This is a genomic window from Aminobacter sp. NyZ550 (genome assembly GCF_025628925.2).
Lineage (GTDB): Bacteria > Pseudomonadota > Alphaproteobacteria > Rhizobiales > Rhizobiaceae > Aminobacter > Aminobacter ciceronei.
Genome location: NZ_CP114190.1, coordinates 3498456 through 3522375 on the forward strand (window position 1 = coordinate 3498456; position 23920 = coordinate 3522375).

Sequence of the window (23920 nt, forward strand, 5' to 3'; positions counted from 1 at the left end):
ATCGGGGATTGCTGGTCATGCGGCGCGTCGGGATCGCACGGGAAATCGCAAGCCCCAGCGATGCGCGAACGCTTCAAGGTCGCGCCCGGTCGGCTGTCCGGTCAATGCGATGGTCTGGAAATCCTGACGATATTCGTCGTTGCGGCGCAGGTATTCCCAAGCGAAACCGGCGGCAGGAATGTGCTTCGCGTATCTGTATGCCGCCGGGAAACGCCAGTCGATGCTAAGCATGGCGTCACCTCCCAAAGCCGGGCGCGCGAGGCCGCGCCCGGACCAGAGAGATTCAAGTATTGTTTGAAGTATTAGAAGCCGCTCAAAGTAGATATGTTGAGCGGCTAACCCGATCATTATTGGTTATTTTCTTCTTAACACTATCGTCGCCGTCTGGCTAGTCGCCCGCCCGCAAGTGCGGACAGGCGACCATGTTTTCACCTGTTGGAAAACACATGCACCTCGCCGTGCGCCGTCTCGATGGTGAACAGATCGCCGCCCATCTCGGCGTCGCGCGCCATCGCGTCCCAATCGACATAGTAGCGCAGCGCCTCAGGGATCGTGACGCTTTCGGTGGTCAGCTCCTCCATGTAGTCGGCAAGGCTGGCGAACTGACCATGATAGCAGTCCTCCAAGGTGGATTCGGCTTGGTCCATGTCGCCGCCGAACTGCTCCAGCAGGCCCGCGCCGAGTGCGCCATGCTCTGCGATGAAAGCGGCCATCCGCGCCACGCTGTCGATGCCGGTATATTCGGAGATGCTGACGCCCTCGAAGCCCTCATAGTCGTGAATGGCGTATTCCTCCGCATCCTCGACGGGGGAACGGGCAAGCATCGCGGCAATCTCGTCCCTGATCTGGTCGGTGTCCTGATCCGCGTCGATCCAAGCCCCATGCAGATAGCCGTTATTGTAAGCTGCAAGGCAGGCAACATAGATGCGGGGGGTGCTGTCGGATACGTTGGTCATGTCTCTGATCCTCGGGTCTGAAGGTCAGCGAAGCGGAACGCCGCGCCTGACCTTCTGGCCGTCGCCGAGACTGGGGTAGCAACGAGCAAGGGCGGCCGGGGTGGAGGGGGATCACCCGGCCTGCACAAGCCCCTGGGGCGCGGAAGGCTGGGGATACCGCCCCGGACGGTTCCACTTACCTTGCTGGCGCGAGGGCAAGGCCCTTAGCAAACCTGTTGAGGATCACGCAGCGGCAGCCGCGCCGGCCCGGAGGCGAACGCGCTTCCACATGGCGCTGTAGAGAGCCGGAGGGACGTCGTTCACCATATTGACCTGACAACAGCAGGCGGTAGAAATGGAACTTCCATCGCCAGACGAACACACCAAAGTCAGGCTAAAAAATAGACATGATAAGGGGGGACGATACATGTCCAGAAAGTGCTTCTATAGCTTTCACTATGCAGAGGACAATTGGCGTGTTGCTACAGTCAAAAATATCGGCTCGGTAGAGGGGCAGCCGATTGTATCTAGCAATGAATTTGAGCAGATAAAGGCCAAGGGCGACGATGCTGTAAAGAAATGGATCAACGGCAATATGGCCGGAAGAAGCACACTTATTGTCTTGATTGGCGCAAATACAGCGGGCCGAAAGTGGGTTGACTACGAAATAGAATATGCGTGGTCTCAAAAGAAGGCTATTCTAGGGATTAACATTCATAAGCTATTGGATAGAAATGGAAATTCAACGAGCAAGGGAGCTAATCCCTTCGCTAACTGGACCGTTGGCACCCAAAAAACTCCTATGTCAAACTACGCTAAGGTTTACGATCCGGCTGGAGCAGATAGTAAGGCTGTATATGCCTCTATATCGAACAACATCGAAGGATGGATCGAAGAGGCTATTCGGCTAAGGGGCTAGGAAACAAAGCACGCCGAAAGAGGCTGGCGAAAGAAATCTCATTCTTCAAAAAATCTGGATAGTCACCCTCAAGAAACTCAATTCGCGCCGCTGCTCCTGTTGCAGGCACGGGTAACACTTTAGCTTGGGGATGAAGCTCCTTAAACATGGAAGCTTCATCTCTGATGCCTTCCATTCCACCAATCAGAACTGCTGCATCGAACTTTCGACTTCTCAGCATTTCCGAACGCATCAGCGCCAAATTCTCAGCAACACCGCCCGCTACTTTCGCAGTGTAGCGAATGTCAGCAAAATCATCATTCTCACGAGGCATCTCACCACGAAAGAAATCGCTCTGGTAGATCGTGATATGCTTATTGCCTAGTTTGGCATTTCGAGCATAGAGCGACATAAGAGGCGTTATGGCTGGATGGCCGCCGAATGTAATACGTCCCTTCGGCAAAACCACCTCGACAAGGGCGCGTATGGATTCGCGAATCAGAAACACGTCTGCGGTTTCAAAATAAATTCTATTTCGTTCGGGAAGGGGCACGCTGGCTGAAAGAAACACTTCTATCACTTCGAGAACTCCTTCAGTGCTTCGGGCACATGGGCAACCGAAAGTGTCCGTATTGGAAGATGACTGTCTAACCAGTTCAGGTGCTTAACCCAATTTTCATGCAGGCCTCGACTATCATATATTACCCAAATCGGAGCGCCTGCTGCTTTATGTTCCGATATCGAGTCGAAGATGGTGTTTATTCGATCAGAAGTCGGGCGTCCGACTGCTGGAACCACCGCTAGAGACTTGCCCTTGGGAAGCGCTACGGAAATCCAACGCTCAGGCTGAACCGATGGGATAAATGCGAGATCTCGCGCGGCATCACAGAAATTGTCCACTAAGTGGGCGTGTCGGAGAGCCATTGCCTGCGCCCTTAGTTCCTCGGCCAGTCTGCATATAGCGTTTATAGCATCCTGCGTTATCGTTGCACCTCGACCGGGCGATGATCCCTTAAAATCTGATGGTTGGAGTGTTACGAAGTGGCTGAATGCATACTTCGAATCTTCCTTTTGGCCGGGCCATAGAAGATGCAAAGTTTGTATTCCCAGCAAGTTAGCTTGCGCGAGTTCCGCCTTCGTCCAGCGCCCCTCCCTAAAGCCCGGCGTGTCAATTAGAACGATTGTATCGACGTCTGACATTCTATGCCAAAGCTCTGCCTGAAAGTCAGCGGCGGGGGGGACTGAGCGAGTATCTATGAAAACGTCGAAGCCGCGTTTATCAAGTTCGTCATAAAGCTTGTTCGCAAGTGATTGCGACCCCTTGCGACGATAGCTTATGAAAATTCCGCGCTCCTTCCTCAGCAGTCGAAATGTCTCAAAAACCAATGATGCTAACCGGGCGATATTATCGCCTGAATTAGAGCACGGTATAGCATTTATATGACTTAGCTCTTCAGGTATCTCCTGAGAAACCATCGTTATGTCGCTTACCACTGGAGCTATAACTATGGAATCTTGGATAAGCCTTTCAATAACATCAGGAACGATCTTTGATCTGTTGCCGAAATATATTCCAAGAGCAGGAAAATTTCGATTGTAAGTGTCATCACTGTCCAGATAGACGATCTTGTCGGGGTCGATCCCGAGTTCTGCGGCACGATCTTCTACTGAATTTTTTAGCATAGACAGCCTGTCGTCTTTGCTGCCCATTACTATTATTTGGTATGCATACGCTGGCATTTGGCGCTCCCCTTGGCACCATATTTCCAAAAAGCTGAAGCAGATCAAGACCTCATTGGGGTGTGCGCACTCGTGAGTGTGACTCCCTCTCACTGCTGCACCGGGGGGCGATCTCCGACTGCTGTTGCCTCCTGCGCGCACCGGCTACCCGCTGCCACTCGGTTTGACAGCAGCACATTCTTCATTTTTGGAGGGCTATAGCGTAGGTGTAGTTCTCCGTTTCGTCGGCTTCGGCCCGCCACCTCTCACTCTGTACAGCCCGGAGACATAGGTAACAGTTTGTACCTAAGACATGGGTGACAACCTCGTGCCGAACGGGTTGTCGATGGTCTGCAGGGTCCTCTGTTCGAGGTCGATATAGCCAAGATCATAGTGCATGAAGGAGACGAGCCAAATGGCGTCATCGACTTCAGTGATTCCGAGCCTCTGGCCGGCGAGCACGGTCGAGATATTGATCTTCTTGCGGTGCATGCAGATGCGGCCACAGGCGGTGACGAGGATGTCGCGGTCATGGAAGGGGTAATGCAGGTCTGGCAGCCCCTCATAGGCTCTTGAAGAGGGCTTATAGAGTTCGTCCGGCACCTTCATGCCGATCGCTTGGTGCGGTCGTTCGGCATTGAATTCGCTGACGAATGCATCGAACCTGGCCTGCTGCTGTAGAATGTTCATGCCCGGCGGCCGGGTCGTCTCCTGCTTGAGGGTCCGGTGCATACGCTCATGCCTGCCGTTCTGCTGCGGGTTGCCGGGTTTGATGCGCTCGATGTCGATGCCCAGCCGCAGCCAGAAGACCGAGAGCCTGGACAGATTGTAGAGCCCGTTGGGAGAGGCGAAGGGCAGCCCGTTGTCGCTTCTGATCGCCGCCGGCAGGCCGCGCTGCTTGAACAACCTCACGAAGGCTTCGACGACGGGCACCTCCCGCGTTGATTCGAGGGCTTCGCACAGAAGGATCATGCGCGAGGCCTGGTCAGTCACCGTCAAAGGGTAACAGTACTGGCGATTGCCGAGCCTGAACTCGCCCTTGAAATCGACACACCACAGATCGTTGGGGCAGCATGCCGCCGACAGCGGCGTGCCCTCGGCCTTGCAGCGCCGCCTCTGACGGGCGCGCGTGACAAGGCCGTGGCGGTCGAGCACGGCATGGACCGTGCTCGTCGACGGCAGCCGAACGTCGCCGGCCAGCTTGCGCACCAGAAGCTCACGGATCTTCCTGGCGCCCCAGTGCGGCTTGTCCTTCTTGGCCTTCACAATCGCCTGCTCGATCTGACAGGGCAGTTGGTTGGCATAGCGGACCGGCCGCCGTGACCGGTCGGTCAGCGCCTCCAGGCCGTCGTCCTTGTAGCGGTTGAGGATCTTGTAGCCGGTCTTGCGGGAAATCCCGAACTCTCGGCACACATCACTCATGCCCTCGCCATCCAGAAGCCGCGCAACAAAACGAAGACGTTCCTCCATCACCGAACTCTCCTTCCACGGCATCAACACCTCCGGCCAAAAGCCAAAAGTGTTACCCATGTGTCCGGTACGAAACGTCACCTATGTCTCGGGTCGCTCACTCTGCCAAAGATTACCGAAGGCATTGGAAAATATGCAGTAAATGGCCGAGCACGCCCGGCCATCCAGTCGCCGCGCCTTTCTTTTGCTAACATTTTGCTCTGTATTTTGCTTACATTCGCCGCCTCTTTGATGGAGTAGTCGCGCCGTCAACGGGGTAGCGTCATGGGTAAGGCAATCACCATTCGGAAGCGCCGCGACACGTATCACATCGCCAAGCGCGTTCCGGTTCGTTACGCCGAGGTCGAGCCGAAGGCGGAAGTATGGATCAGCTTGAAGACCGACTGTGCCGAGATCGCGCAACAGAAGGCGGCTCGGGTCTGGAACGATCTCATCAACGCATGGGACGCCAAGCTGGCCGAGGACGCCGAGAGGGCATTCGCAGCGGCGTATAATTTGGCTCAGGCCCGTGGCTTCCGGTGGCTATCCGCCGAGAAGGTCGCCACCCTGCCCCGCGCCGAGCTTCTGGAACGCATAGAAGCTGTCACCAAGCGCGAACGGCACTCCTGACCTGAAAGAGGCCGCTGCCACCCTCGGCGGGGCCGTGCAGCCCGCCATCCCAAGACACGGAATTCGAAGCGGGACATTCCATTGGTGGGGATCAGTCTGGAGGCGTTCAGGGCGTTCCCGGAAGGCTTCCCGACCTATCGGTTTAAGGACAAGATCAGCGACACCGTGAACAAGTTCCTGCGCGAGAACGGCCTTCTGGAGACCCAGCGACATACCCTTTACGGCCTACGTCATTCATTCGAGGACCGGATGTTAAAGGCCGGGATTGATGAGCGAGTGCGCCGCGATCCCGCCAGCGAACTTCTGGCCGCAATTGCCCCATTGATTGTGCTTGTGCGGTCACGCAGTAATGGGAGCGGTGGAGAATCGCAGCGATCATGGAGCGCAGCACTTTAACAGCTTGGTCTCTTCGGATTGCCGGTTTCATCGTCGGGGCCGGGATAGTCGTCGCACTTGAATTCGTGCTCGTAATGATTGCTCACAACATGGGCTACCGGCTCGTGCCTCGTGGTCTGGGCTGGATCGCGCTTCCAATTGGCGTCGGTGTTCTCGTTAGCCAGATTGCAGCCTCAATGAAGGCCAGTGATGTGGATCGTATTTTCGGCGGATCGATCATCGTGAAGCAATGCGTTGCTGTCGCGGTTGGCTGGCAGCTAGTTGTCTTTGCCTACATATTTATGGCCGACCCGTTTGGCGGGTATATCTCTAGCAGAGAGTGGCCGACAATCTACAAGTGGATGCTTATGCCTCCAGCGGTCGCAGTAGTCTTGCTATTGCTGTACCAATGGGCCTTTCGAAAGCCGCCAAGCCGCACCTGAGAACTGGTTAGAGTGGCCGGACAGCCTTCCGCGCCGCCACGATCGCCCTCGCGCAGGCGACAGGATCATTGACGATCAGTTTGGTTTCCTCGGTTGCAATCTCGGATTCCAGTCTGTCGAAGATCGGCGCATATACATCGTCGTGGATGACCAGCAAGGCCACGGTGGCATGGGTCGAAAACAGCCGGTCAAGTGTCCGCGTGTTGACAGCTCTATCCGCCACTTCCCGTAGTGCCCGTAGTGTCCGGAATGCTGCTGTTGGGTCAGGTGCCTGAAACGCATTGACGATTTTGCGCCAGCCTCATTAGCGCTCCCTTAACCATAACACTTCGTAACTGTGGGTGCGCAGTCGCAACTCCTGTCTCCGCGCACCTCGCTCAGATATGCCGGAGGTAATTGGATTCTTGAGGCAGACTCTCGGCTGCGGGGGCGAATGTTAAGCAAGCTTAGTGCATTGAAAAACCGCAAATGGGTTCAGGTTGCGCTTCTGACTCTGGCCGGTACTTTTGCCTTCGTACTCATTTCGCTCGGCTTGCAATTTCCGATCTTCGAACAAGTGGACGCCGGAATGTTTTGGCGCGAGGCGTTCGGCACTCTCGTTGTTTCGATCATATTTGTCGCGCCGCTGCTTGTCTTGCTTGGCTCGAAACTGACCGAAAACGCCTCGCTGAAGCAAAAATACGCCCAGGAGCTGGCGCATGACAGCCTGACGTCATGCCTCACCGGCCCGTTGTTCACCGCGGCAATCGACGTCATCGCAACGAGCTCTGCGACAGGGCGGCGGCCGGGAGCGCTGCTGGTGATCGACATGGATCATCTAAGGCGCCTCAATGAGCAAATCGGCTATGCCGCCGGCAACCAGGCGCTCAGCGCGATTGCCGCCATCATCCGTGCTTCGGTGCGAAGCGGCGATCTTGTCGGGCGCATCGGCGGCGACGAATTCGCCGTCTACCTGCCCGGAGCGACCAAGGCGAATGCCGAGAAAGTTGCCGAGCGTATCCGCAATGCGGTTGCCGAGGCGAGTTTCGAACCCGTTGCCGGCGGTTTGACCTGGCCGTTGACCGTCAGTGTCGGCGCCGTGCTGTTCGAAACCGACGCGACCGCCGACGAACTGCTGCTCACTGCCGACCGCCAGATGCAGGCGGCCAAGGAGAAGGGACGCAACCGCGTCGAATACGCCCACCTCCGGCAAGGCTCCTCGCCATCCCGCCCTTCGCTCCATTGAAACGGTACGGTCTCTCGTAAGGCGACCGCCAACTCTTCGGAACAGGCGCTGGCTCTAAACATCAACTCGTTCTGCCGGATTTCCCTTCGTTCTGCGACAGTGCAAGGCGTATCGCGCAGAGCCACCTTGCCATGCACAGCGCCCCGGCCTCGCATTTTTGACGAAATCGCGAGACTACATCCGCCCTGTCGGCGCCCAGGGTGACAATCAATCCGAGGACAATCATGCCCAGATCAACTGCATCAGTCGCCACCGAACACGCCAGCCGCTATCTGCAGCAGCTCTGCAAGCACTGGAGCCACAAGTTTTCAGTCGACTTTTCAGCGGCCGAAGGTCGCATCGACCTTGGCGAAGGACGTGTTGTCGACCTGCGCGCCGACGACCATACGCTGACGGTCAATGTCGAGGCCGAAGACCTGCCACGCATGGAACAGGTCGTTGTCGACCATATCGTGCGTTTCGCCTTCCGCGAGGAACTGAAATTCGAGTGGCGCCCTGCCTGACCGATCGAGCAATCCATCCACCGGTCATGAGGTAGCCGCAAGCCGGCTACTTCGTGCTGATCCAAACCGGGGCATGGTCGCTCGCGTCTTCGCGACCGCGCACCTCGCGATCGACGCCAGCACCAGTCACGCGCTTGGCCATCTTCTTGCTCAGCAGCATATGATCGAGCCGCAGGCCGGCGTCGCGCGGCCAACGGTTTCGCCTGTAGTCCCAGAAGGTGTAGACCACCTCGGCGGGATAGGTCTTGCGGATGGCATCGGTCCAACCCTGATCGAGCAATTGCCTGAAGGCGGTACGGCTCTCGGGCTGGACGAGCGCATTGTCGTCGTAGGATTTGGTTGCGTAGACGTCGTAGGGCTCGGGCGCGACGTTGAAGTCGCCGGCAAGCACTGCCGGAACATCGGCCGCAAGCAGCGTTGCCGCATGCGCGTTGAGCCTGCTGTGCCAGGCCAGCTTGTAATCGAATTTGGGCCCCGGCTGCGGGTTGCCGTTCGGCGCATAGAGCGAAGCGATCAGCACGCCGTTGACCGCAGCCTCGATGTAGCGGCTCTGGCGATCGTCGGGATCACCGGGCAGCTCCCAGCGTGTCACGACCGGCTCGGCATCGCGGGCAAGGATCGCCACGCCGTTCCAGGTCGACTGTCCCAGCCAGGCCGCGCCATAACCCGCCGCCTCGATGGCCGAACGCGGCAGCTGTGTGTCCGCCGCCTTCAGCTCCTGCAGGCATACGATATCGGGTTTTGCTTCCTTCAACCAAGCCAGCAGGTTTTCGAGCCTGCGGTTGACGTTGTTGACGTTGAAGGTGGCGATCTTCATTCGGTCAGGTCAGCCGGGCCGACCAGCCGGCGACCGCTTCGCCCAGCGTTTTCAGGTGATCCGCGGCGGAAAAGCCGGAAATGCTCTTGCGCGGTTTGAGATCGTGGTCGCCATCCTCGAGCCACAGCAGCTCGATGCGCTCAGACAGCTCATAGCCGGGAACTTCCTCGACCGTTCCGAACTCGTCGCGTGTTCCCTGAACGATCAGCGTCGGCGTCTTCAGTGCCGCAAGATGTTTGGTGCGCAACTGCGTCGGTTTGGCCGGAGGGTGGAACGGATAGCCAAGGCACAGGAGCCCGACGATCTTGCCCGACGCAAACAATTCGTCGGCGACCATGCTGGCGACACGCCCGCCCATCGACTTGCCGCCGATGACAAGCGGTCCCTTGGCGGCCAGTTGGTCAACGGCTGCCTTGTATTCGGGGTTCAGCGTTTCCGCCCTTGGCGGTGGCTTCCGTGCGCCTTCGCTCCGCCGCGCCGCCATGTAGCCGAATTCGAAGCGCGCCACGCGAAAGCCGACCTTGGCAAGCGCGCTGGCAGCGGCCGTCATCGACGCCGAGTCCATCGGCGCGCCCGCGCCGTGAGCCAGAAGCACGGTGACGGCAGCGTCTTCCGGCCCGTCGAAAAGAAAATGCAATGCCATCTAGCTTGCCGTCCGTTCCCTGAGATGCAGATCGGCATACTGGATGCCCTTGGCGGCGGTCTTGGCCCATTCCGACGTGCCGTCGAGCTCAAGATAAAGCGACCACCAGCGCCTGGCTTCGGCCAGGTCGCCGGCCTCATATTCGAGGTTGGCGAGGTTGAACATCGCATCGGCGTAGGTCGGGTCGAGCGCCACCGCCTTTTTGAGGTGGCGCCGTGCGGTGTGCACCTTGCCTTCGGTGGCAAACAGCCCGCCGAGGTTGAACCAGGCTTCGACGAATTTCGGGTCGAGCTTGATCGCCCTGAGATAGGTCTGCATCGCCTCCTGGCTGTTGCCGGCCGCGCGCAGGCAGTTGGCGCGGTTGAATGCCGCGACGCTGTCGCTCGGATCGGCGGCAAGGCAGCGTGCGTAGAGCGCCGCCGCCTCGGCATAAGAACCACCCTCCTCCGCCTGTTCGGCGAGCGCGAACATATCCTCGAGTTCGGCATCGCCTGGGCGTCCCAACGGCAACAGCCGCTGGCCGTCCAGTTCGGCCAGGTCTTCACCAAGACGGGCATAGATCGAGTCCTTGCCGTCGGCATGCAACGACAACGCGCTGAGCGACGCGACGGCACCCGAACGGCGGACCGACCTGGCAATGGCGCTCCAGGTTGCACCGCCAGCCAGCAGCCCGGCATATTTCCGGGCCAGGATCAGGTCGCGAAACGCATAGGGCTCGCTGTCGCCTTCGAAGGCGTCGAACAGCGACAGGAAGTCGAAGGCGTGCGGCTCGATGCGCGACTGCTCGATCAGCGACTGTCGGGTCATCTCCGCGCCATCTGCCCGATCGAGCAGGTCAAGCGCGCGGAGGAAGCCATTTTCGCTGAGCACCGGTCGACCGGAGGCAAGCGCGGCGTCGAGCCGCGCCTCCAACTGCGCCTCGTCAAGCTTGGCGAGCAACATACGTCCGACCACGACATGCGTCGTCCGCCGCGTCACGCCATGCTGCAGTTCACCGCCCTGTCGAGCGACCTCGCGCACGGCAAGCCGCCTGGGAAAGGCGGCAAGCGCACCGACCAGGCCAAAGATCCTGCCCGAAAGTGCCGTCACTTCTTGCCTTTCGCTGCCTTGCCGCTGCCAGCGGCCGAAAGTTTGGCTGCGGGCTTCTCTGCCGGTTCGGCCTTGGTCTTGCTCTTGGCCGGCGGTTTGGCCTGGCCGAGGCTGGCTTTCAGCGCATCCATCAGGTTGATGACGTTGCCACGCTCTGGAGCCGCCGCGATGATCGGCTTGTGACCCTTCAGCTTCTCCTTGATCATCTTCATCAAGGCGATCTCGTAGCGGTCCTCGTAGTTTTTCGGATCGAATGTCGTCAGCTTCTGCTTGATCAGCGCTTCGGCCAGCTCCAACATTTCCGGGTCCGGGTTGCCAGCGGGAATGTTGCCGAAATATTCAGACGTGCCACGCACTTCGCTCGGATTGCGCAAGGTGCAGACGAACATGCCGTTCTCACGTGCGCCGATCGTCACCACGCGCTCACGGCTGGACAGGACCAGGCGGGCGATGGCGAGCTTGCCCGATTTGCGCAAGGCCTCGCGCAGCACGGCGAAGGTCTCCTCGGCCATCGCGCCGTCAGGGGCAAGATAATAGGGCGCGTCCTGATAGATCACGTCGACGGAGTCTTCATCGACGAAGGCTTCGATGTTCATCGTGTGATTGGATTCGATCTTGACGCTGTCGATGTCAGCTTCGTCGATGATAATGTATTTCTTGTCTTCGTATTCGTAGCCTTTGACGAGGTCGGAGCGTTCGACGAGACCGAGTTCCGGATCGACGGGCTTCATGTTGATGCGGTTGTGCGTGTCTTTGTGCAGCTGATTGAAGCTGATGCGCTCGCTCGTGCTGGTCGCCGGGTACAGCCGCACCGGGCAGCTGACCAGACTGAGTTTCAGATACCCCTTCCAACTTGCCCTTGGTGCCATGCTTGTCTCCTACGCGACACAACTCAAGACATACTCGTGGTCAAGACTTACTCTTGGCAGTGACCTCGACCGGCAAGTCCTTGGCATGATCTGATATGTCTGCCCAAGGATCGCCCGACCTGGCCACAAGTCCGGGAAGCGAAGAATAGTTCAAATCCGCTGGAGCGTCGATGGACTCGAGATCGGCCCAGCTCAATGGAGTCGACGCCGGCATGTTGGTGCGGGCGCGAAGACTGTAGGGCGCAGCGGCGGTCGCGCTGCGCGCGTTGCGGTGGAAGTCGATGAAGATGCGCTTCTTGCGGTTGTCCTTGCCCATCACGGTGGTGAAAGTGTCGGGCGCGGTCCTGGCGATCCGCGACGAGATTTCGCTGCTTGCCTGATGGAACTGCTTCCAGCCGAGCTTGCCTGTCGTCGGCACGACGACGTGGATGCCGCTGCCGCCCGAGGTCTTCACGAACGGCACCAGCCCCATCTTCGTCAGCTCGTCGCGGACATGCACGGCCGCCTCGACCACCTCGCGCCAGCCGATCCCCTCGCCCGGATCGAGATCGAAGACGACCCGATCGGGCTTGTCCAGGCGCTTGCGCAATGCACCCCAGACATGAAACTCGACGACGCCGAACTGCGCCAGCGCGAGGTAGCCCTTGGCATCCTCGACCGAAATGTAGGTTTTTGTCTCGTCCTCGGAGTTCTTGGTCTCGAACCGCGCGATGGTTGCCGGCATGCCGGTGAAGGCGTGGCGCTGGAAGAAACAGTCCTTGTGCTGGCCGGTCGGGCACCTGAACAGCGACACTGGCCGCCCCATGATGTGCGGCAGCATGAAATCGCCGACGGCGGCGTAATAGACGGCAATGTCGAGCTTGGTCGGCCCTGACTTGCCGAGCATCCGGCGCTCCGGATTGGTGATGGTGACGGCGGCAAGGTCGGCGTCGGTGATCAGCCGCTTGCGCGAGGCCAGGGGCGCCTCCGACAGCTCGGCCTCGCGCAGCCCCTTGAACACCGCATGCCGCAACGCATTGTCGGCGGTGCGGTTGGCGTAGTGGATGCGGGCATTGAGCACGGGTCGCACAGGGATGACCTCCTTCGGCGCGCCATCGAGCTTCGCCGCACCTTCGCGCAGCCCCTCCAGCCGGTGCAGCAATGACTGCAACGTCTCGGCGTCGAAGCCGGTTCCAACCTTGCCGCGATACTGTAGCTCGCCGTCGACCCATTCGCCGAGCGCAAGGGCAGCGAGCCCCTCGGCTGCTTGCGATGTCGTATAGCCGGCAATGACGAAGTCGCCCGGTATCGGCGCCTTGGTCTTGGTCCAGCTGTGCGAGCGGCCGGGGGTGTAGTGCGCAGAGCTGCGCTTCGACACGACGCCCTCGAGCCCCATCTCGGTTGCTTGGTCGTACAATGCCTGGCCGTCGCCCTCGACATGCCCGCTGACCTGCAGCGCCGACTGCGCGTGGACATGGCCGGCAAGAAGAGTCTCCAGCAAGTCCTTGCGTTTGCCAAGCTCTACGCCCGTCAGGCCCCAGCCGTTGAGATGCAGAAGATCGAAGGCGTAGAACACCAGGAGCTCGTCGTGCCCGCTGGCCAGCGCGTCCTGCAAGGCGGCAAACCGGCTGATGCCCTTGTCGTCAAGAACGACGATCTCGCCATCGATGACCGCGTCGCTGCATGGCAGGTCGCGAAACGCCGCCGAAAGCTTGCCGTAACGTTTTGTCCAGTCGATGCCGCTGCGGGTGATCAGCCTGGCCGTTCCGCCTTCCAGATGCACCATGGTGCGATAACCATCGAACTTGATCTCGTGCAGCCAACCCTCGCCCGACGGCGGCTTGGGTGCTGCTGTGGCCAGCTGCGGTTCGATCCGCGCCGGCATCGGCGCCCGCACCGCCCCCGCGAGCTTGTCGGGCTTGGGGTCGCCGGGCTTCGGTGGCGGCGGCTTCCTCGGAACCACGACCAGCTCCTCGATGCGCCGCCCGGACTTTACGCTTTCTGGCCGCGCTTCGAGAATGTCCGTCGTCTCGTCGGCCGCCGGGTCATGTTCCTTGAACAGCAGCCAGTTGCGCTTGTCTTCGCCCGGCTTCGGCTTCAGCCGCGCCAGCATCCAGCCGCCCTTGAGCTTTTCGCCCCAGAGCCGGAACTTGAACGCGCCTTTGTCGAGCGACGCCCGGGCGTCCTCCATCGGCGCCCAGACGCCGCCGTCCCAGACGATCATCGGCCCGCCGCCATATTCACCTTCAGGGATCAGGCCTTCGAAGTCGATATATTCGAGCGGATGGTCCTCGGTCTCGACGGCAAGCCTCTTGTCGGCCGGATTGAGCGACGGCCCGCGCGGCACCGCCCAGCACTTGAGCACGCCGTCGAGTTCGAGGCGCAGATCGTAGTGGTCGGCGGTGGCATGGTGCTTGTGCACGACGAAGCGGTTGCCCTCGCCCGCCTGTTCGACGCCGCGTGGCTCGCGCGTCCTGGTGAAATCGCGCTTTTGCCGGTAGGTGCGAAGCTTTTCCGCTGCCATCCCGGCCTAGCGCGCCGCGTCTTCGGGCGCGGGCTCCAGTTCAAGCTCCCTGGGGGTCGCACCCGCCATCAGCCTGTCGAGCAAGGCGTCGCTGACGTCGTAATACTGGCCCGAGACCAGCACCCGCGAAATGGTCTGGCCATCGCCTCGAAACAGCCTGGAACTGACGAATACCTTATGGCGGCCGAGCGCGTCGGAGACGGCCCTGCGCTTCCTGATCTGGTTGGCAACCGGTGTACGCATACGCCCAAGGCTCCTGAACCAATGGCGCCGACTATCTCCCAAAGTCGATCCTTGATCAATGCAGGCGTTGTTGGTCCATCACGAGGCATGTTGTCATGGCCCAGCTCAGATCGGCTTGGTCAGCACGCCGTCACCGACAAGTCGCTCTTTCAACATGGCGATGAACATCAACATCGGCCTGGAAAGTGGCGCTTCGCGCAGCGTGGCGATACCGTAGTCGCTCCACAGCGGCGGCGCGAATGGCCGCATGACAACGCGTTCGGACTTCAGCAGGCTGCCGATCAGCGCCGGGATGATCGAAACGCCTATGCCCTCGGCGACCAGCGCGACGCTTGCCTCCACCGAATGCGCTTCGACCCGGCAACGGACCGCACCCTGGGCACGCCGCAGCCGCTCTTCGATGTCTTCGCGGCTCGATCTCAGCCGCCCGAGCAGCACCAGATCGGAGCCTGCAAGATCGTCGGCACTGATGGTCTCGCGCGCTGCCAGCGGATGACCGGCCGGCAAAACACATAGCTGCCCGCTCGACACCAGCGGCATCGTCACCAGGCCACGATCTTCGGTCGGCAACCGGACAAAGCCGAAATCGACGCTGCGGCCCATGACCGCGCGTTCGATCATATCGTAGGGGCCGGCCACCAGCTCGATACTGACCTGATCCTGCGTTGCCAGAAAGTCGGCGACCAGCTTCGGCAACAGCGTCGTCGTCAGCGAGTGCGGAAACCCCATCTTGATCAGCGTCCGGCCCGAGCGCCCGGCACTGAGTTCGTCGGTCCGGCGCTTCAGCCGTGCCAAAACGTCCGAAAGTTCGCCGACCTCCTGGAGCAGTGCGGTTGCCTCAGGCTTTGGAACCAGCCTGCCCTTTTCACGACGAAACAGCTCAAAACCAATTTCCTCCTCCAGGCTCGTGAGCTGGCGGCTGATTGCCGACTGTGACAAGGCGAGCACGCCCGACGCGCCGATCGTCGAACCGGTCTGCATCACCGCGCGAAACACGTCCAACTGCTTCAGGTTCATTCAGCTTTCAGTTCCCCACGCTGCTGCACGGCCCTTTTCGCATCGAGTAATGCACAAAACTCATAAGATTGCGCGCCTGCCGCCCTCGCTGTTACGTCGCACGACAACAGGCAGTCGGCAACCGGCGCCGGGAGGAGAGCATTCACGTGATGACCGGGCGCAGCCCATTCAGGCAAGTCATGCAAGGAGCGCAACCGCGATGACGATTTTCATCATCCGCCGCTTCAGCCAGAGCCTGTTTGTCGTATTCCTGACGTCGCTTCTGGTTTTTGTCGGCGTCTACGCCATCGGCAATCCAGTCGACATCCTGATCCCCGCCGACGCCAGCTTCGCCGAGCGCGAGGCGGCGATCCGCGCGCTCGGGCTCGACCGCTCGCTGGTCGCGCAATACGGCACCTTCCTCGTCAACGCGCTGCACGGTGATTTCGGCCGCTCCTTCGTCTTCAACCAGCCGGCCATCAGCCTCATCTTTCAGCGGCTGCCGGCCACACTCGAACTCGCTTTCGTCGCACTCGCCATCGCGCTCGTGCTCGGCATTCCCCTCGGCCTGATCGCAGGGCTCAAGCCGCGTTCGGTGACGGACGAAACCATCATGACCGGTTCGATTCTCGGTTTCAGCCTGCCAAATTTCTGGCAGGGCATGATGCTGATCATGATTTTTTCGGTCTGGCTCGGTTGGCTGCCGTCATCCGGGCGCGGCGAAACCGGCGAGATCTTCGGCATCACGACATCCCTGGCTACCTGGGACGGGCTCGCTCATCTCATCTTGCCGGCGACCAACCTCGCCTTGTTCCAGCTGTCGCTTGTCATCCGGCTGACCCGCACCGGCGTGCGCGAAACGATGCCGCTCGACTTCATCAAGTTCGCCCGTGCCAAGGGCCTGTCCGAACGCCGTATCATTTCCGTCCATGTGATGAAGAACATCCTGATCCCGATCGTCACCGTGGTCGGCATGGAATTCGGTTCGCTGATCGCCTTCGCGGTGGTGACCGAGACCATCTTCGCGTGGCCCGGCATCGGCAAGCTCCTGATCGATTCCATCACCGTGCTCGACCGGCCCGTGGTCGTTGCCTACCTGCTGGTCGTCGTCACCATGTTCATCTTCATCAATCTTGCCGTCGACATCGTCTATTCGATGCTCGATCCGCGCATCCGGCTGAGTGAAACGCAATGACAGCGCTCACCCACCGTTTCCAGGAAAGCCAGTCGTTCTGGGCGCGCTCGCTGCGTGGCATTCTCGGCAGCCCCAAGGCGACGATCGCGCTCGCGATCTGCCTGATCTTGATCGCCACGGCCATTTTCGGCCCCGCGCTGGTGCCGCAGAACCCGTATGATCTCGCAGCGATCGACTTCTTCGACGCGCGCCTGCCACCGATGTCCAACAGCATGTCGGGCACGACCTATTGGCTCGGAACCGACGGCCAGGGCCGCGACATGTTTTCGGCGATGGTCTACGGCCTGCGGACGTCGATGGGCGTCGGCCTGTTCTCCGGAGTCATCGCTCTTGCGGTCGGCACGGCACTTGGCCTCACCGCAGCCTATTATGGCGGCCGCATCGACACGCTGATCATGCGCCTTGTCGACCTGATGCTCGGTTTCCCCACCATCCTGGTGGCACTTATGCTGCTGGCGTTGCTTGGCCAGGGCGTGTGGAAGGTGGTGCTGGCATTGGTCATCGTCCAGTGGGCTCAGTTCGCCCGGGCGGTGCGCGCAGCAGCGCTGATCGAGCGCGGCAAGGAATATGTCGAAGCCGCCGCATCGCTGGGGCTTTCCAAGCCGCGCATTCTGTTCGGCCACATGCTGCCCAACTGCCTGCCGCCGATCATCGTCATCGGAACGCTTCAGGTGGCCAACGCCATTTCAGCCGAAGCAACGCTGTCCTTCCTTGGCATCGGGCTGCCGATCACCGAGCCGTCGCTCGGCCTGTTGATCGCCAATGGTTACCAGACGCTGTTGTCGGGCCAATACTGGATATCGGTCTATCCCGGCCTTCTGCTGCTGGCGCTGGTCTTCAGCATCAACATCGTCGGCGACCGTCTCCGTGAAGTGCTCAACCCCCGACTTTCGGAGCGATGAGATGACGCTGAAGGTCGAAAATCTCTGCACCTATTTCTTCACCCGAGCCGGCGTGGCCAAGGCGGTGGACGGCGTGTCGTTCGAGGTTGGCCGTGGTGAAATCCTCGGCCTGGTCGGCGAGTCCGGTTCCGGCAAGTCGATCACCGGCTTTTCAGTTCTGGGCCTTGTCGATCCGCCGGGACGTATCGCCGGCGGCAGGATCCTGTTTCATGGCGAAGACCTTGTCGGCCGCTCGCAGGGCGAGATGCGGACACTCAGGGGCAAGAAGATCGCCATGATCTTCCAGGACCCGATGATGACGCTCAACCCGGTGCTGTCGATCGAGACCCAGATGGTCGAGACGGTGCGCGCCCATGACCGCGTCTCCAGGGCCGAGGCGCGGGCTCGCGCCGTCGAAGCGCTCGGTCTGGTCGGCATCCCCTCGCCCGACGAACGGCTGGCCGCCTATCCACATCAGTTTTCCGGCGGCATGCGCCAGCGTGTCGCAATCGCCATGGCACTGCTACACCGGCCGGAGCTCATCATCGCCGATGAGCCAACGACAGCGCTCGACGTCACCATCCAGTCGCAGATCCTGGCGGTAATCCAGGGGCTGAGCCGGGACTTCGGCATGTCGCTGATCTGGATCAGCCATGATCTCGGCGTCGTCGCCGGCCTCGCCCACCGGATAGCGGTGATGTATGCCGGCAGGATCGTCGAGACCGGCGAAACCGACACGGTGCTCGACAGTCCGGTCCACCCCTACACGATCGGCCTGATGCGTTCGGTTCCAGCCAATCTCGAACGGGGCGAACCGCTGACGCCCATTCCCGGCATGGCGCCGCCACCGCTTGGGCGACCTGCGGGCTGTCCATTCCGCCTGCGCTGCTTTGCGGCCACAGCAGCCTGCGAAACCGAACCAGAAGAAGAAGCCACAGCCGACGGCCACCGCTGGCGCTGCTTCCACCCTCAGATCGCGAGGGCAGCATGACGCCTCTTGTCGAAGCCACTTCGATTTCTCGACGGTTCACGCGCGGGTTGGATTACGCCGAGCGGCTGGCGCGCTTTCTTGGCGCCAATGTAGAGGAGCGTGTCGTTCATGCCGTCGACGGCGTCTCGCTGACGATCAACCCCGGCGAAGTCGTCGGGCTCGTCGGCGAGTCCGGTTGCGGCAAATCCACGCTCGGCCGCATCATGGCTGGCATCCTGCCCCAGTCCGATGGCGTGATGAACTGGCAGGGCAAGGATATGTCGGCGCTGCCGCGTGCCGAGGCAAAAGCTGCGCGGCTTGCCTCGCAGATGATCTTCCAGGACCCGATGTCTTCGCTCAATCCGCGCAAGACGATACGCGACATCATCGGCGAAGCGCCAATCGCCCATGGCATGGTGGCGCGGCGCGATGCCGCCGAAATGGTGACCGCGCTGATGCAGCGTGTCGGCCTCGACCCGTCCTATCTCAACCGTTACCCGCATCAGTTCTCTGGTGGCCAGCGCCAGCGGATCGGCATCGCGCGTGCCCTGGCGGTGAATCCACGCTTCATCATCTGCGATGAATCGGTGTCGGCACTCGACGTCTCGATCCAGGCGCAGATCCTCAATCTGTTCATGGAGCTCAGGCAGGAACTCGGTCTGACCTACCTGTTCATCAGCCACGACCTTGGCGTGGTCAAGCATATCTCCGACCGCGTTGCCATCATGTATCTCGGCCGCATCGTCGAAAGCGCCCCGGCGGACGCCTTCTTCGCCGCGCCCAATCATCCCTATACGATCGCACTCCTTTCCGAAGTGCCGACGATCAAGCAGCGCAAACGCCAGTTCAATCCGGTGAAAGGCGAGATCCCCTCGCCGCTTCATCCGCCTTCGGGCTGCCATTTCCATCCGCGCTGCCCGCACGCCTTCGACCGTTGCCGCATCGAGCGGCCGATCTTGCGTGAGATCGCGGCGGGCCACGTCAGCGCCTGCCATCTCAACGAGATGCCGGGCAAGGCGGCCTCGCCCGCCATCCCGACAACCGCAATTGCATGAACAGAAAAGGGAACACGACCATGCAGATCATCCGTTCGTCTTTCGCAGCCTTGCTTTTGGCCAGCAGCTTTTCCATGGCCGCATCTGCCGCCGACCTTACAGTGGGCATTTCCGCCGAGCCTTCGGCGATCGACCCGCAATTCTCGCGCACCGGCAACAACCAGAATGCCGCCCAGCATATTTTCGGGCGGCTGGTCGAACAGGACGAAAACCTTCAGATCAAGCCGAACCTGGCCGAATCCTGGAAGAATACCGATCCGCTCACCTGGGAAGTGAAGCTGCGTCAGGGCGTCAAGTTCCACGACGGCTCACCGCTGAGCGCTGAGGACGTCGTCTATTCGCTCGAACGCGTGTCGACGATCGAAAACAGCCCGGCACCGTTCACTGCCAATGTCGGCTCCATCGCAAAGATGGAGATCGTCGATCCGACCACCATCCGCTTCACCACCAAGAAGCCGACGCCGCAATTCATGGAACTGGCCGGCATGGTCTACATCGTTTCCAGGAAGGCCTCCGAAGGCAAAGGCATCGCGGATTTCAACAGTGGCGCTGCGACCATCGGCACCGGTCCCTACAAATTCGTCGAATGGGTGCCGGGCGACCGCCTTGTGCTTCAGCGCAACGACGATTTCTGGGGCGACAAGCCGGAATTCGAAAAGGTCACTTTCCGCACGATCTCCAACAACGCCGCACGCGTGGCGGCGCTTCGTTCCGGCGCTGTCGATCTGATCGACGCCGTGCCGCCGGCGGATGTCGCAACGCTGAAGAGCGTCGAGGGCATCGCACTGCATTCCACGCCCTCGGCACGGATCATCTATCTGGCACTCGACAGCGCACGCGACGAGAGCCCGTTCGTCACCGACAAGGCGGGCGCCAAGCTGGCGCCGAGCCCGCTGAAGGATGTTCGCGTGCGCCAGGCGATGTCGAAGATGGTCGATCGCCAGCTTTTGATCGACCGCATCCTGTCGGGTGCAGGTGCCGCCGCCGGCCAGCTCGTGCCTGAAGGCATCGGCGGCCACTCGGCCAATCTCAAGCCGGACGCGATCGATCTCGCCGGCGCCAAGGCTTTGCTTGCCGAGGCGGGTTATCCCGACGGTTTCGGCATCACAGTGCATTCGTCCAACGACCGTTTTGCCGGCGACGCCGATGTCGGCCAGGCACTGGGCCAGCTGTTTGCGCGTGGTGGACTCGAGGTCAACGGCGTCGTCACCCAGCCCTACAGCGTCTATGTCGCGGCGGCCGGCAAGCAGGAATTCTCGGCCTTCGTATTCTCCTTCGGCACAACCACCCCGTCTGCGGCGCCCGGCATGACCAACGTGCTGATGACGTTCGACAAGGAAGCTGGCACCGGCTCCTTCAACCGGGCGCGTTATTCCAATCCCGCCTACGACGCCAAGATGAAGGAGGCGCTGGCCGAATTCGACGTCGACAAGCGCAACGCGCTGTTGGCCGAAGCCGCCGAGGTCGCCTTCGGCGACGTCGCCATCATGCCGCTCTACTGGCCGGTGGTCACCTGGGCGAGCCGGGACAGCATCGCCTTCACCCCTTCCAAGGGCGAAGACACGCTCGCCACCTTTGCCCACACGACGAAGTAAGGCAGTCATGAAAGCAGCAGCCGAAACGATGGGCGTCGCGTCCTTGCCCGCGCTCGAGCAGGTGAGCCCCGGCGTCGTGGTCCACCGCGATGTGATGGTGGCAATGCGCGACGGTGTCCGGCTCGCGGCCGACATCTATCGTCCGGCAAATGACGGCAGGGTGTTGGAAGACGCCCTGCCCGTCATCCTGGAACGTACCGCCTACGGCAAGGATGAGCGCTCGCGCTCGGAAATCGAACTCGGCATGGCAAGGCCGATGACGCGGGCCGAAGTCGCAAGCCACTTCGTCCGCCACGGCTATGTCGTGATCTATCAGGATTGCCGCGGCCGACATGGTTCGGAAGGCGCGTTCACCAAGTACCTCGCCGAAGGTCCTGACGGTTACGACACGCTTGCCTGGATCGTCGAGCAACCCTGGTCGAATGGCAAGATCGGCACGATGGGGCTGTCATATGCCGCGCATACCCAGATGGCGCTGGCCTGCCTAAACCCGCCCGGCCTTGCTGCGATGGTCATGGACTCCGGTGGGTTCTCCAACGCCTTTACCTGCGGCATTCGCCAGGGCGGCGCGTTTGAATTGAAGCAGGCAACCTGGGCGTACAACAATGCCCGCGAGAGCACCGCGGCCAAACACGACCCCAACCTGCTGCGCGCACTGGAAGCGGAGGATGTCAAAAGCTGGTTCAACGCCATGCCCTGGTCCGAGCGGCGCTCACCGGTGCGTTGGGTCCCCGAATACGAGGACTATCTGCTCGAACAGTGGCGTCACGGCACCTTCGACGACTACTGGAAGCAGCCCGGCATCTATGCTGCCGAAAGCTACGATACCTTCCCGAACGTACCGGTCGCGCTGTTGTCGAGCTGGTACGATGCCTATGTGAAAACCACCTTCGAGAATTACGAAGGACTGGCGCGTGACCGGGATCGTCCGATGGCGCTCATCATGGGCCCCAATCTGCACGGCAACCGCAACGCCACCTTCGCCGGCGATGTCGAGTTCGGCGCGGCCGCCCCCTTGGGCGGCAATGTCAGCGAAAGCTGGCTGGAGTTTCGCCGCCGCTGGTTCGACCGCTGGATGAAGAACGCAGACAATGGCGTCGACAGAGAACCCCGCGCGCGCCTGTTCGTCATGGGCGGTGGGTCGGGCCGCAAGACTCCACAAGGCCGCCTCGACCATGGTGGGCGCTGGATCGCCGCGCCCGATTGGCCGGTACCGACCTCCGAGGAAACGGTGCTGCACCTCCACGAGGACGGCCGCCTGTCGACCGAGGCCCCTGCCCGGACGGCAGCTCCATTCGTCTACGACTTCGATCCGAAGCACCCCGTGCCGACCATCGGCGGCGCGCTGACCAGCGGCCAACCGGTGTTCGAGGGCGGCGGCTTCGATCAGCGCGAGCAGGCGCGGTTCTTCGGCTGTGACAACACCAATCTGCCGCTTTCGGCTCGGCTGGACGTTCTCTCCTTCGAAACCGAGCCATTTGCCGAAGACATTGCCGTCGTCGGTCCGGTGACCGTTGAGCTGTTCGCTTCCACTGACGGCCCCGATACCGACTTCACCGCAAAGCTGATCGACGTTTATCCGCCGAGCGAGGACTATCCCACCGGCTTTGCCATGATCCTGACGGACGGCATATTCCGCTGCCGATACCGCGATGGCTTCGATGCGCCGAAACCCTGCGTCCCGGGCGAGGTGATGAGCATCACCATCGAACCCTTTGCCACGGCCAATCTGTTCAAGAAGGGCCACAGGCTTCGGCTCGACATATCCTCGAGCAATTTTCCCAAGTTCGACGTCAATCCCAACACCGGCGCACCGGAAGGCCGCGGCCGCGCCAAGCGTGTCGCCCGCAACATGGTCTATTGCGACCAGCAACGCGCCTCCCGCATCAGGTTGAGGACACTCTCGGCGGCTGCATTGCAGGATATCGACCCGATTTCGGACTAGCGTTTCCGCTTTTCTTCGAATCGCGGAAACTCTCCATCTTCTCGTTTCCGCGCAATTCCGGACAGAAAACCGCTGCACACTTTTCCTGGACTTGCTCCAGGCTCTGTCCTGGCGAATTGACCGCCAACCGGGTCGAATGTCCGGATGCCGGATGTCACCGCTCGACTATGGCGGTGGCATCGGCATGATATCCTGAATGATTCGACGCAGACCTGGCCAGCGCCAGCGACGAGGCACAGCCTTGGCCCAGCGTTCATGCGGTGAGAAAACCTGTTGCTCGAGACGGCACTCTACAGCCCGGTAAAACGCTTCCTCGAAGGCCTCGGCTTCGAGGTCAAGGGCGAGATCGGCGGCTGCGACCTGCTGGCGCTGAGCAGCGATGCGCCGCCCATCGTCGTCGTCTGCGAGCTGAAGCTGCAGTTCAATCTCGAGCTGATCCTGCAAGGTGTCGATCGCGCAGCCGCCGCCGACGAGATCTGGCTTGCCGCCCGCATGTCGCCGCGCGGCAAGGGCCGTGAGGGCGACAAACGCTTCCGCAATCTCTGCCGTCGCCTGGGTTTCGGCCTGCTCGGCATATTCGACGACGAACGGGTCGAAGTCCTGCTCAGCCCGGAGGCACCGGCGCCGCGCCGCGATCCGAAACGGCGCTCGCGCCTCGTATCAGAACATCGCCGGAGGCAGGGAGACCCAGTCGTCGGCGGTGGCTCGCGCGCGCCTGTTATGACCGCCTATCGCCAGGACGCGCTGAAATGCGCCGTGGCCCTTGTCGACGGCCCCAGGCGGCCGCGCGACCTCAGCCAGTCAGTGTCGCGCGCGCCCAAAATCCTGCAGGACAATGTTTATGGCTGGTTCATACGCGTTGATCGCGGCATCTACGAATTGACGGATACGGGTCGTGCAGCGCTGCAGCGCTGGCCTCAGCAGCCGCCCGCCGTGATCTGA

General features: G+C 61.0%; 26 protein-coding genes. 13 read left to right on the forward strand and 13 right to left on the reverse strand.

Going from position 1 to position 23920, the window contains the following annotated elements:
- Positions 1–15: 15 nt before the first annotated feature.
- The gene (locus tag N7E70_RS17425; RefSeq protein ID WP_263007099.1) at positions 16–231 is read right to left on the reverse strand and encodes a transcriptional regulator domain-containing protein; all 216 of its coding nucleotides are present in this window, start codon (positions 229–231) and stop codon (positions 16–18) included.
- A gap of 197 nt (positions 232–428) precedes the next feature.
- Positions 429–956, reverse strand: a complete 528-nt coding sequence (locus N7E70_RS17430; protein WP_263007100.1) for an antirestriction protein ArdA — start codon at positions 954–956, stop codon at positions 429–431.
- A gap of 334 nt (positions 957–1290) precedes the next feature.
- On the opposite strand from N7E70_RS17430, the gene N7E70_RS17435 reads away from it, so the two are divergent.
- Positions 1291–1854 (forward strand): TIR domain-containing protein, encoded by a 564-nt coding sequence (locus N7E70_RS17435; protein ID WP_263007101.1) that lies wholly within the window; start codon positions 1291–1293, stop codon positions 1852–1854.
- On the opposite strand, the gene N7E70_RS17440 is transcribed toward N7E70_RS17435, so the two are convergent.
- The 3 genes from N7E70_RS17440 to N7E70_RS17450 all read right to left on the reverse strand — a co-directional run bounded on the left by N7E70_RS17440 (position 1835) and on the right by N7E70_RS17450 (position 5046).
- Positions 1835–2413 (reverse strand): SLOG domain-containing protein, encoded by a 579-nt coding sequence (locus tag N7E70_RS17440; protein ID WP_263007102.1) that lies wholly within the window; start codon positions 2411–2413, stop codon positions 1835–1837. The two genes, N7E70_RS17435 and N7E70_RS17440, sit on opposite strands and share 20 nt — an antisense overlap.
- The gene (locus tag N7E70_RS17445) at positions 2410–3573 is read right to left on the reverse strand and encodes a toll/interleukin-1 receptor domain-containing protein (RefSeq protein WP_263007103.1); all 1164 of its coding nucleotides are present in this window, start codon (positions 3571–3573) and stop codon (positions 2410–2412) included. Before N7E70_RS17445 ends, N7E70_RS17440 begins: the two co-directional genes overlap by 4 nt.
- 285 nt (positions 3574–3858) lie before the next feature.
- Complete coding sequence (locus N7E70_RS17450) at positions 3859–5046, reverse strand: IS481 family transposase (protein WP_067956582.1); 1188 nt, start codon at positions 5044–5046, stop codon at positions 3859–3861.
- 240 nt (positions 5047–5286) lie between these two features.
- On the opposite strand from N7E70_RS17450, the gene N7E70_RS17455 reads away from it, so the two are divergent.
- From N7E70_RS17455 to N7E70_RS17465, 3 genes are all read left to right on the forward strand, one after another.
- Positions 5287–5631, forward strand: a complete 345-nt coding sequence (locus N7E70_RS17455) for a DUF6538 domain-containing protein (protein WP_263007104.1) — start codon at positions 5287–5289, stop codon at positions 5629–5631.
- Positions 5632–5715: 84 nt separating this feature from the next.
- On the forward strand, positions 5716–6027 hold the full coding sequence (locus N7E70_RS17460; RefSeq protein ID WP_263007105.1) for a hypothetical protein: 312 nt from the start codon (positions 5716–5718) through the stop codon (positions 6025–6027).
- Positions 6009–6449, forward strand: a complete 441-nt coding sequence (locus tag N7E70_RS17465) for a hypothetical protein (protein WP_263007106.1) — start codon at positions 6009–6011, stop codon at positions 6447–6449. Before N7E70_RS17460 ends, N7E70_RS17465 begins: the two co-directional genes overlap by 19 nt.
- A gap of 7 nt (positions 6450–6456) precedes the next feature.
- Here the strand turns inward: N7E70_RS17465 and N7E70_RS17470 are convergent, their stop codons facing one another.
- Complete coding sequence (locus N7E70_RS17470) at positions 6457–6672, reverse strand: hypothetical protein (RefSeq protein ID WP_192565875.1); 216 nt, start codon at positions 6670–6672, stop codon at positions 6457–6459.
- A 114-nt stretch (positions 6673–6786) separates the two neighbouring features.
- On the opposite strand from N7E70_RS17470, the gene N7E70_RS17475 reads away from it, so the two are divergent.
- Entirely contained in the window at positions 6787–7674 is an 888-nt protein-coding gene (locus N7E70_RS17475) for a GGDEF domain-containing protein (RefSeq protein ID WP_263007107.1), read from the forward strand.
- A gap of 224 nt (positions 7675–7898) precedes the next feature.
- Entirely contained in the window at positions 7899–8177 is a 279-nt protein-coding gene (locus N7E70_RS17480) for a DUF2218 domain-containing protein (protein WP_263007108.1), read from the forward strand.
- A 46-nt stretch (positions 8178–8223) separates the two neighbouring features.
- Here N7E70_RS17480 and N7E70_RS17485 read toward each other — a convergent pair whose 3' ends face one another.
- From N7E70_RS17485 to N7E70_RS17515, 7 genes are all read right to left on the reverse strand, one after another.
- Positions 8224–8994 (reverse strand): exodeoxyribonuclease III, encoded by a 771-nt coding sequence (locus tag N7E70_RS17485; RefSeq protein ID WP_263007109.1) that lies wholly within the window; start codon positions 8992–8994, stop codon positions 8224–8226.
- A gap of 4 nt (positions 8995–8998) precedes the next feature.
- A complete protein-coding gene (locus tag N7E70_RS17490) occupies positions 8999–9637 on the reverse strand; it encodes an alpha/beta hydrolase family protein (RefSeq protein ID WP_263007110.1) in 639 nt (212 codons plus the stop codon).
- The gene (locus N7E70_RS17495) at positions 9638–10726 is read right to left on the reverse strand and encodes a tetratricopeptide repeat protein (protein WP_067961999.1); all 1089 of its coding nucleotides are present in this window, start codon (positions 10724–10726) and stop codon (positions 9638–9640) included.
- Positions 10723–11595: a non-homologous end joining protein Ku gene (gene ku, locus N7E70_RS17500; RefSeq protein ID WP_263007111.1), complete on the reverse strand. Its 873-nt coding sequence runs from the start codon at positions 11593–11595 to the stop codon at positions 10723–10725. The genes N7E70_RS17495 and ku overlap by 4 nt, the downstream gene beginning before the upstream one ends.
- Positions 11596–11635: 40 nt before the next feature.
- Positions 11636–14098, reverse strand: coding sequence for a DNA ligase D (ligD, locus tag N7E70_RS17505; protein WP_263007112.1), 2463 nt, complete (start codon positions 14096–14098; stop codon positions 11636–11638).
- Positions 14099–14104: 6 nt separating this feature from the next.
- Positions 14105–14341 carry a hypothetical protein gene (locus N7E70_RS17510; protein WP_154386495.1) on the reverse strand — a complete coding sequence of 79 codons (237 nt, stop codon included), beginning with the start codon at positions 14339–14341 and terminating at the stop codon, positions 14105–14107.
- A 105-nt stretch (positions 14342–14446) separates the two neighbouring features.
- Positions 14447–15358, reverse strand: coding sequence for a LysR family transcriptional regulator (locus N7E70_RS17515; RefSeq protein WP_263007113.1), 912 nt, complete (start codon positions 15356–15358; stop codon positions 14447–14449).
- A gap of 199 nt (positions 15359–15557) precedes the next feature.
- Here N7E70_RS17515 and N7E70_RS17520 point away from each other — a divergent pair, with 199 nt between their 5' ends.
- The 7 genes from N7E70_RS17520 to N7E70_RS17550 all read left to right on the forward strand — a co-directional run bounded on the left by N7E70_RS17520 (position 15558) and on the right by N7E70_RS17550 (position 23920).
- Complete coding sequence (locus N7E70_RS17520) at positions 15558–16532, forward strand: ABC transporter permease (protein WP_154386497.1); 975 nt, start codon at positions 15558–15560, stop codon at positions 16530–16532.
- On the forward strand, positions 16529–17434 hold the full coding sequence (locus N7E70_RS17525; protein ID WP_067962011.1) for an ABC transporter permease: 906 nt from the start codon (positions 16529–16531) through the stop codon (positions 17432–17434). The genes N7E70_RS17520 and N7E70_RS17525 overlap by 4 nt, the downstream gene beginning before the upstream one ends.
- Before the next feature lies 1 nt (position 17435).
- A complete protein-coding gene (locus N7E70_RS17530; RefSeq protein ID WP_067962012.1) occupies positions 17436–18404 on the forward strand; it encodes an ABC transporter ATP-binding protein in 969 nt (322 codons plus the stop codon).
- Positions 18401–19438, forward strand: coding sequence for an ABC transporter ATP-binding protein (locus tag N7E70_RS17535; RefSeq protein WP_263007114.1), 1038 nt, complete (start codon positions 18401–18403; stop codon positions 19436–19438). The genes N7E70_RS17530 and N7E70_RS17535 overlap by 4 nt, the downstream gene beginning before the upstream one ends.
- 20 nt (positions 19439–19458) lie before the next feature.
- Positions 19459–21033 (forward strand): ABC transporter substrate-binding protein, encoded by a 1575-nt coding sequence (locus N7E70_RS17540; protein WP_263007115.1) that lies wholly within the window; start codon positions 19459–19461, stop codon positions 21031–21033.
- Positions 21034–21040: 7 nt separating this feature from the next.
- Positions 21041–22978: a CocE/NonD family hydrolase gene (locus N7E70_RS17545; protein WP_083948586.1), complete on the forward strand. Its 1938-nt coding sequence runs from the start codon at positions 21041–21043 to the stop codon at positions 22976–22978.
- A gap of 273 nt (positions 22979–23251) precedes the next feature.
- Positions 23252–23920, forward strand: a complete 669-nt coding sequence (locus tag N7E70_RS17550) for a DUF2161 domain-containing phosphodiesterase (RefSeq protein WP_263007116.1) — start codon at positions 23252–23254, stop codon at positions 23918–23920.

What these genes read in the sequence shown, in the direction of transcription:
- N7E70_RS17455 (WP_263007104.1), top strand. Translation starts at nt 5,287, where the DNA reads ATGGGTAAGGCAATCACCATTCGGAAGCGCCGCGACACGTATCACATC.
- N7E70_RS17530 (WP_067962012.1), top strand. Translation starts at nt 17,436, where the DNA reads ATGACGCTGAAGGTCGAAAATCTCTGCACCTATTTCTTCACCCGAGCC.
- N7E70_RS17510 (WP_154386495.1), bottom strand. Translation starts at nt 14,341, where the DNA reads ATGCGTACACCGGTTGCCAACCAGATCAGGAAGCGCAGGGCCGTCTCC.
- ligD (WP_263007112.1), bottom strand. Translation starts at nt 14,098, where the DNA reads ATGGCAGCGGAAAAGCTTCGCACCTACCGGCAAAAGCGCGATTTCACC.
- N7E70_RS17490 (WP_263007110.1), bottom strand. Translation starts at nt 9,637, where the DNA reads ATGGCATTGCATTTTCTTTTCGACGGGCCGGAAGACGCTGCCGTCACC.
- N7E70_RS17425 (WP_263007099.1), bottom strand. Translation starts at nt 231, where the DNA reads ATGCTTAGCATCGACTGGCGTTTCCCGGCGGCATACAGATACGCGAAG.
- N7E70_RS17520 (WP_154386497.1), top strand. Translation starts at nt 15,558, where the DNA reads ATGACGATTTTCATCATCCGCCGCTTCAGCCAGAGCCTGTTTGTCGTA.
- N7E70_RS17545 (WP_083948586.1), top strand. Translation starts at nt 21,041, where the DNA reads ATGAAAGCAGCAGCCGAAACGATGGGCGTCGCGTCCTTGCCCGCGCTC.
- N7E70_RS17445 (WP_263007103.1), bottom strand. Translation starts at nt 3,573, where the DNA reads ATGCCAGCGTATGCATACCAAATAATAGTAATGGGCAGCAAAGACGAC.
- N7E70_RS17525 (WP_067962011.1), top strand. Translation starts at nt 16,529, where the DNA reads ATGACAGCGCTCACCCACCGTTTCCAGGAAAGCCAGTCGTTCTGGGCG.
- ku (WP_263007111.1), bottom strand. Translation starts at nt 11,595, where the DNA reads ATGGCACCAAGGGCAAGTTGGAAGGGGTATCTGAAACTCAGTCTGGTC.
- N7E70_RS17515 (WP_263007113.1), bottom strand. Translation starts at nt 15,358, where the DNA reads ATGAACCTGAAGCAGTTGGACGTGTTTCGCGCGGTGATGCAGACCGGT.
- N7E70_RS17430 (WP_263007100.1), bottom strand. Translation starts at nt 956, where the DNA reads ATGACCAACGTATCCGACAGCACCCCCCGCATCTATGTTGCCTGCCTT.
- N7E70_RS17480 (WP_263007108.1), top strand. Translation starts at nt 7,899, where the DNA reads ATGCCCAGATCAACTGCATCAGTCGCCACCGAACACGCCAGCCGCTAT.
- N7E70_RS17540 (WP_263007115.1), top strand. Translation starts at nt 19,459, where the DNA reads ATGCAGATCATCCGTTCGTCTTTCGCAGCCTTGCTTTTGGCCAGCAGC.
- N7E70_RS17485 (WP_263007109.1), bottom strand. Translation starts at nt 8,994, where the DNA reads ATGAAGATCGCCACCTTCAACGTCAACAACGTCAACCGCAGGCTCGAA.
- N7E70_RS17435 (WP_263007101.1), top strand. Translation starts at nt 1,291, where the DNA reads ATGGAACTTCCATCGCCAGACGAACACACCAAAGTCAGGCTAAAAAAT.
- N7E70_RS17535 (WP_263007114.1), top strand. Translation starts at nt 18,401, where the DNA reads ATGACGCCTCTTGTCGAAGCCACTTCGATTTCTCGACGGTTCACGCGC.
- N7E70_RS17465 (WP_263007106.1), top strand. Translation starts at nt 6,009, where the DNA reads ATGGAGCGCAGCACTTTAACAGCTTGGTCTCTTCGGATTGCCGGTTTC.
- N7E70_RS17450 (WP_067956582.1), bottom strand. Translation starts at nt 5,046, where the DNA reads ATGCCGTGGAAGGAGAGTTCGGTGATGGAGGAACGTCTTCGTTTTGTT.